Annotated in this window: 6 protein-coding genes; 4 read left to right on the top strand and 2 right to left on the bottom strand. The window is 67.1% G+C overall.

What is annotated here, in order from left to right:
• The 4 genes from WA805_RS12610 to WA805_RS12625 all read left to right on the top strand — a co-directional run.
• A partial coding sequence (locus tag WA805_RS12610; protein WP_425242424.1) for a hypothetical protein occupies window positions 1–1,086 on the top strand: 1,086 nt, incomplete at its 5' end.
• A gap of 13 nt (window positions 1,087–1,099) precedes the next feature.
• Entirely contained in the window at window positions 1,100–2,674 is a 1,575-nt protein-coding gene (locus WA805_RS12615; protein ID WP_422271158.1) for a glycosyltransferase family 2 protein, read from the top strand.
• Between the two features lie 73 nt (window positions 2,675–2,747).
• The gene (locus WA805_RS12620) at window positions 2,748–3,662 is read left to right on the top strand and encodes a glycoside hydrolase family 26 protein (protein WP_425242425.1); all 915 of its coding nucleotides are present in this window, start codon (window positions 2,748–2,750) and stop codon (window positions 3,660–3,662) included.
• Window positions 3,659–4,624 carry a glycoside hydrolase family 26 protein gene (locus tag WA805_RS12625; protein WP_425242426.1) on the top strand — a complete coding sequence of 322 codons (966 nt, stop codon included), beginning with the start codon at window positions 3,659–3,661 and terminating at the stop codon, window positions 4,622–4,624. Before WA805_RS12620 ends, WA805_RS12625 begins: the two co-directional genes overlap by 4 nt.
• Before the next feature lie 4 nt (window positions 4,625–4,628).
• Here the strand turns inward: WA805_RS12625 and WA805_RS12630 are convergent, their stop codons facing one another.
• Window positions 4,629–5,582 (bottom strand): glycoside hydrolase family 26 protein, encoded by a 954-nt coding sequence (locus WA805_RS12630; protein WP_422285454.1) that lies wholly within the window; start codon window positions 5,580–5,582, stop codon window positions 4,629–4,631.
• Window positions 5,579–6,100 (bottom strand): hypothetical protein (locus WA805_RS12635; RefSeq protein ID WP_425242427.1); only part of this gene is annotated, 522 nt, incomplete at its 5' end. The genes WA805_RS12635 and WA805_RS12630, both read right to left, overlap by 4 nt.

Consider the following 6,100-nt stretch of genomic DNA (forward strand, 5'->3'; position numbering starts at 1 on the left):
GCCGGAACGCAGTTCCTTGGCGCCTTCGCGACCTTTGATGCGCTGGCATTGTTCCTGCTCGCCCTGGCCGCGTGGCTCGGCGTCCGGTCCGCGGACTGTCAGCCCTGGCCGCGGGCCGCTCTGCTCATCACCAGCGGCTTGACCCTGGCCGCAGCCAACGCCGTGACGTACGCGACTGCCCTGTTTACCCCGGTGGTGCTCGTCACCGTGACGCTGGCGGCGTGGCGGAAGCGCGGAGGGTTTGCCGGGCTGACGGCGCTGCCGCCCGTGCTCGGCTCCTGGTGCGCCGCAGTCATCGCGGCGGTCACGGCAGGCGGCCAGCAGTACTGGCTGGGCATCACGAGCAGCACACTGTCCCGGCCGCACTCGGACGTCCCGGTGGCTACCGTGCTGCACAGCGCGTACGTGTGGATGAGCCTGATCCTGGTCCTCGCGGTGCTCGGCGCCGTGCTGGCCACCCGCGAGACCACTCGCGGCGTGGTGCTGCCTGCCGTGCTGGCCGCCGCCGCCCTGCTGGCCCCGGCCGAGCAAGCCAGGCTGCATACAACGGTCAGCTTGCAGAAGCATGTCGTGTTCGGCGCCTGGTTCGCGGCGATCGCGGCAGGCTATGCGATGGCCCGGCTGAGCCGAGTCGATCCCGGCACTGGGTGGGCTGCGGTTATGGCGCTGCCCATAGCCGCCTCGACACTGTTCGGCTCGATGGGACAGGCCACTGGTTTGTTCAAGGTCTGGCCGGATGCCGGAGCCGCCGTCGGAGCGCTCCGCTCGGCGATCCGCTCCCATCCGGGTCACTACCTGGCGGAAGACTACGACGTGGAGGCCTACTACCTACAGGCCGAGGTCTCCTGGCAGCGGTGGTCCAGCACGTATTACTTCAGCTACCAGGGCGGACCGACAGGGACGCCTTCTTACCGGGCGGCGATCGACAGCCATTACTTCTCGCTGGTGATCCTCGACTTCGGAGATACCGCGGCTACCGACACCGGGATCGTCGCGGACATGCGCCGGGCCGGCGGCTACTACGTGCTTGGCCGCACAGGCCGTTTCACCATCTGGGCGTCGCGCGCTGCGGCGCCCGGGCGGTGATCCAGGGGTGACCATGACCGTCGCTGAGTCCGTGGCCGCGCAGCAGCAACTGGGAATCTACCTGCCGCGGCCCCCTGACGACCGGGAAAAGTACAAGTACTTCGGCAAACCACGCCGCTGGGCGTTCGCGTGGCTGGTCGTCGCCTCCGCCGGGGTTCTCTACGGCTATGTCCACGTGGCCGAGCACGCCTGGCTTGTCGAGCCGGTCATGTGGCTGCTGCTCATGGTCATGGTGCCGCCCGTCGTGGTCAACTTCTGGCTGCGAATCGGGCGGCCGAGGCTGACCCTGGCCGAGCATCAGGCCACCGTGGCGGGCGACGAGTCGCAGGGCGAGACCGTGGACGTGTTCCTGCCCAGCTGCGGCGAGCCGCTGGCCGTGCTCGACAACACCTTCCAGTACGTGAGCAGGATGGCCTGGAGCGGCCCCAAGACCGTCTACGTGCTCGACGATTCCGCCCGGGATCAAGTGCGAGCCCTCGCAGGCCGGTACGACTTCACCTACATCGTGCGACCGAACCCCGGTGAGATGAAGAAGGCTGGCAACCTCACCCATGCCCTCACCGTCAGCACCGCAGAGTTCATCGTCGTCATCGATGCCGATTTCGCGGTGCGCCCGGAATTCCTCTACGAGACCATGCCCTACTTTGCCGATGCCCGGGTCGGCATCGTGCAGACAGCGCAGTACTACGACGTCAGCAACCGCTCGTTCGGCTACATCCAGCGGTACGCGGGCACCCTCCAGGAGATGTTCTTCCGGTTTATCCAGCCGGCCAGGGACCGCTACCGCGCTGCCATCTGCGCGGGCACGAACCTTGTGTACCGCCGCTCAGCCGTGACCGCGGCGGGCGGCTTCGCGCAGGTGCCGATCGGCGAGGACGTCCATTCCGGGGTGAAGCTGGCGTGGGCCGGCTATGAGACCCGCTACCTACCGCTCTGCCTTGCCATGGGCGTGGCGCCAACGGACTTCCCGTCGCTGGCCAACCAGCAGGCGCGCTGGTGCCGGTCCTCGATGCTGCTGATGGTTGACAAGCACTTCGTGGAAGCCTCATACACCTGGCAGCAGCGGGCAGCCTTCTGGGCAGCGTTCCTTTATTACATGTCGTCGGCCGCGCTGCTGCTTACCGGGCCGTTCCCGACGCTGACGATGATCTGGCTTTATCCGGGTTACGTCTATCCGCACAACTACCTGCCGATCCTGCCCGCGCTCGCGGCGTCCATCTTCGTGTTCCCCGTGCTGAGCCGCGGCTGGCGGCCCACGATCTACCGGGTTTGTGTCATCAACTCGTGCTGCCACTTGTATTCGGTTTGGTACGCGATCCGCGGGCGTGTCGCCGAGTGGGTCCCGACCGGCGCCTCGCCGGACCGGGGCCGGGTTCCCGTAGCCGTCAACCGCATCCTGTGCAGCTGGATCGCGGTCGTCCAGGTGCTGCTGTGGTCCGGCCTGGCCCTGCGGGTGCACCAGTACGGCTGGCGTCCGTACTGGGCGACCGGGATCCTGGCCGGCGTGCAGCTGTACATGGTGGCGCCGCTGGTAACTCCCAGCAAAGGCATCTGGAGACGATCTCAGCAGGAGGGGGAAACATCATGAGGCACGGAGCCGCCCGATGAAGCATCGAGGTACAAAGCAAGGCAGGCCGCAGAGGTCGTGGGTCAAGGCCGGCGTGGCCGTGGTGACGGCGGCCGCCGTCGCAGTCGGCATCATCCTCTACAACCGGTCCTCCGACAGCACAGGGCCGCTGCCTGACCACCTGCCCACGTCGGCCGATTCCTACCTCGGCGTGTACACGCCCAGTGCCCCAGGCACTTACACCGGGGTAAGACAATTCGCGAGCCTCACCGGGGCAAAGCCGGATGTGGTCATGTACTACAGCGGATGGTTCGAGCCCTTCCCTGCCGGATTCGCGAAGACGGTGGCCAGTGATGGCGCGGTCCCACTGGTGCAGATGGACCCGGAGCGTGTCAGCGTCGCCGACATCGCTTCTGGCCGGTACGACGGTTACCTGAGCGCCTACGCCGAAGCAGTTCGTGCCTATCACTACCCGGTCATCGTGAGCTTCGGGCACGAGATGAACGGCGACTGGTACCCGTGGGGTTACAAGAAGACGTCGCCCGCGGTATTCGTGGCCGCCTGGCGGCACATCGTCGGGCTGTTCCGTGCCCTGGGCGCGCAGAACGTGACCTGGCTGTGGACGGTCAACGTCATCGACGACACCCGGGGCGGCAGTATCGTCAATCCGGCCAAGTGGTGGCCCGGCAGCTCGTACGTGACCTGGGTGGGAATCGACGGCTACTATCTCAAGCCGTCCTGGCAGTTCGCTCCGTTGTTCGGTCCGACCATCGGTGCCGTGCGCGCGCTCACCACTGATCCCATCCTTATCTCCGAGACCGGTGCGGTGCCGACCTCTGGGCAGCCAGCGAAGATAAACGACCTGTTCGCCGGCGTCAGGTCGTACGGCCTGCTCGGGTTCGTCTGGTTTAATTCCACGAACAGCATCGGCCAGTCATTCGGCATCAGCAGCCCCGCCGCTATCGCCGCCTTCCGCAAGGGGGCTACTGCCTTCGGAAAGCCAGGGTGACCGGCCGGGCCTGGCTCGCGGCCGCGATCGGCGCCGCCGGAGTGGCCGGCATCCTGGCCGTCGTCCTGGCGGTCGTGGGGCCAGCGGCCCGGCAGCCGAGCACGACCGCGCCCGTCGGCCAGGGTCAGCGCCACTCCGTCCTGCCCACGGCGCCCGCGTCGTACCTGGGCCTGTATGCCGCAGGGGTGCCTGGATCGTACGCGGGAGTGACGGCATTCACCGCGGCTACGGGAGTCAAGCCACGCCTCGTTCCGTACTACAGCGGATGGTTCGAGCCCTTCCAGGCGCGCTTCGCCACGACGGTGGCCGATGACGGCGCGGTGCCGCTCGTGCAGATCGATCCGGACGGGGTCAGCGTCGCCTCCATCGCGGCGGGGCGGTACGACACCTATCTGCGGACGTACGCCCAGGCCGTTCGCGCTTACCGCCGCCCGCTCATCGTGAGCTTCGGCCACGAGATGAACGGCGACTGGTACTCCTGGGGCAGCAGGGGGACGTCCCCCCGGGCCTTTGTGGCCGCCTGGCGGCACCTCGTCACGATCTTCCGGCGCGAGGGCGCGGAGAACGTCACCTGGCTGTGGACAGTCAACGTCATTGACGACCCGCATTACGGCAAGGTCCCCAGTCCCGCCCGGTGGTGGCCCGGCAGCGCGTACGTGACCTGGGTGGGGATAGACGGCTACTACTATCACCCGTCCGCGGCGTTCAGCTCGCTATTCGGCCCGACGATCGTGGCCGTCCGCGAGATAACCCGCGATCCGATCCTCATCTCGGAGACCGCCGCGTTGCCGAGCGCGGGCCAGTCCGCGAAGATAGACGACCTATTCGCCGGTGTCCGATCCTACGGGCTGCTCGGCTTCGTCTGGTTCGACGTCGCTCATCCCGAGAACTGGCAGCTCAGCAGCCCAGCGGCCCTGCTAACCTTCCGCGAAGGCGCCCGGACATACCGCCGCGGGCGCTAGCCGATTATGAGCCGGCGCGGGGACTCAGGCTCTTTCCGGGTTGGCGGTACGTCTTCAGCTCCTGGCGGAAAGCGGCCAGGCCAGCCGGGTTGTCCTCGAGCCGCCAGTCCTGGTGGTAGATGCCGCCGGACTGCGTCTGGTCGAACCACACCAAGCCGAGCAAGTGGTTGGCCCGGACGCCATCGAAAAGGTCGGGGATCTTTGCCGCTTGTCCGGCGACTTGGCCGATCGCGGTTTCCGACAGCAGTATCGGGCGCTGGGTGAAGATCCGCACCTCTGCGATCGTCGGCAGGAACGCATCGCCGAAGGTGTAGTCGCGCCGATAGTAATATCCGTCGATCCCGACCCAGGTCACGTAGGAGTTGCCCGGCCACCAGTCCTGTACCGGCCCAGTGCCGGGCTCGGTGATGTCGACGGTCCACAGCCAGATCACGTTGTTCGCGCCCTGACGCCGGAAGACCGTGACAAGGTGCCGCCACGCGGCCACGAAGACCGCTGGCGACGTGTGACCGTAGCCCCAGGGATCCCAGTAGCCGTTCATCTCCGCCGCGAAGCCGATGATCACGGAGTGTCCGTAGGCCTTCACCTGACGGGCATACGAGATCAGGTACCCGTCGTCGTGCCCAGCGGCTATCACGGCCAGGCTAGTGTGCTCCGGATCAATCTGAACGAACGGCGTGGCTCCATGCGCGTACGCCTCAGCCGCCAACCGCTGCTGGAACGCCTCCTTCCAGCCGCTGTAGTACAGCACGATGTCAGGTTGGCGCCCCACCGCCGCCGCGAAGTCCTCCACGGGCTGATACGAGGCGGTCTCGCCGACCTCGGCCACGCCTAGGAACCCGCCTGCCGACGGGTTGGCAGGCTTCGGCGCGAGAGAACCGAGAACAAGGAGGCCGACCGTGGCCAGGATGATCAGTGTGACGCCCGCCGCTATGGCGATCTTCGCCGTCCGTTTCATGCTGTGCTGGCCTTCGCCTTCACCTGCCTGGTCTGCCAGCGGTTGTCGTGCAGCCTGGCTAGGGCGTAATAGCGGGTCGGCATGAGCAGCACCAGGTTAAGCAGCATCGCAGCCGGGGTCCCGATGAACAGCGACAGGGCTTTCTGCCGGGCCGGCATCCCCGGGCGTCCCACCAGGTACAAGACAGACAGAGCAAGCCTGACGACCGCATAGGCGCCGATGAACGCCAGCGCAGCCTGCGGATGGGACAGCCGCAGCTGGAAGCCGAGCACCCACGAGATCGCGGCCCAGGCCATCACCATGGGTGTGATGACCAGCTCGATCAGCCCGACCGCCGGCGACATCAGCTGCTTCAAGCTCAGCCGCGCGAACGCGAACGGCAGCATCCACCACCACGACCTGGCCCACCTCAGCCGCTGCCGGAACGTGCCGCGCAGGGTTGTCGGCATGTCGGTCTCCACGCCCGCCTCGTAGACGCCGACGACCTGGCCGCGCAGCAGCGCCCGCATGGCCAGCCA

The organism is Trebonia sp. (assembly GCF_049794275.1).
Taxonomy (GTDB): Bacteria; Actinomycetota; Actinomycetes; order Streptosporangiales; family Streptosporangiaceae; genus Trebonia.

What these genes read in the sequence shown, in the direction of transcription:
- WA805_RS12630 (WP_422285454.1), bottom strand. Translation starts at nt 5,582, where the DNA reads ATGAAACGGACGGCGAAGATCGCCATAGCGGCGGGCGTCACACTGATC.
- WA805_RS12615 (WP_422271158.1), top strand. Translation starts at nt 1,100, where the DNA reads ATGACCGTCGCTGAGTCCGTGGCCGCGCAGCAGCAACTGGGAATCTAC.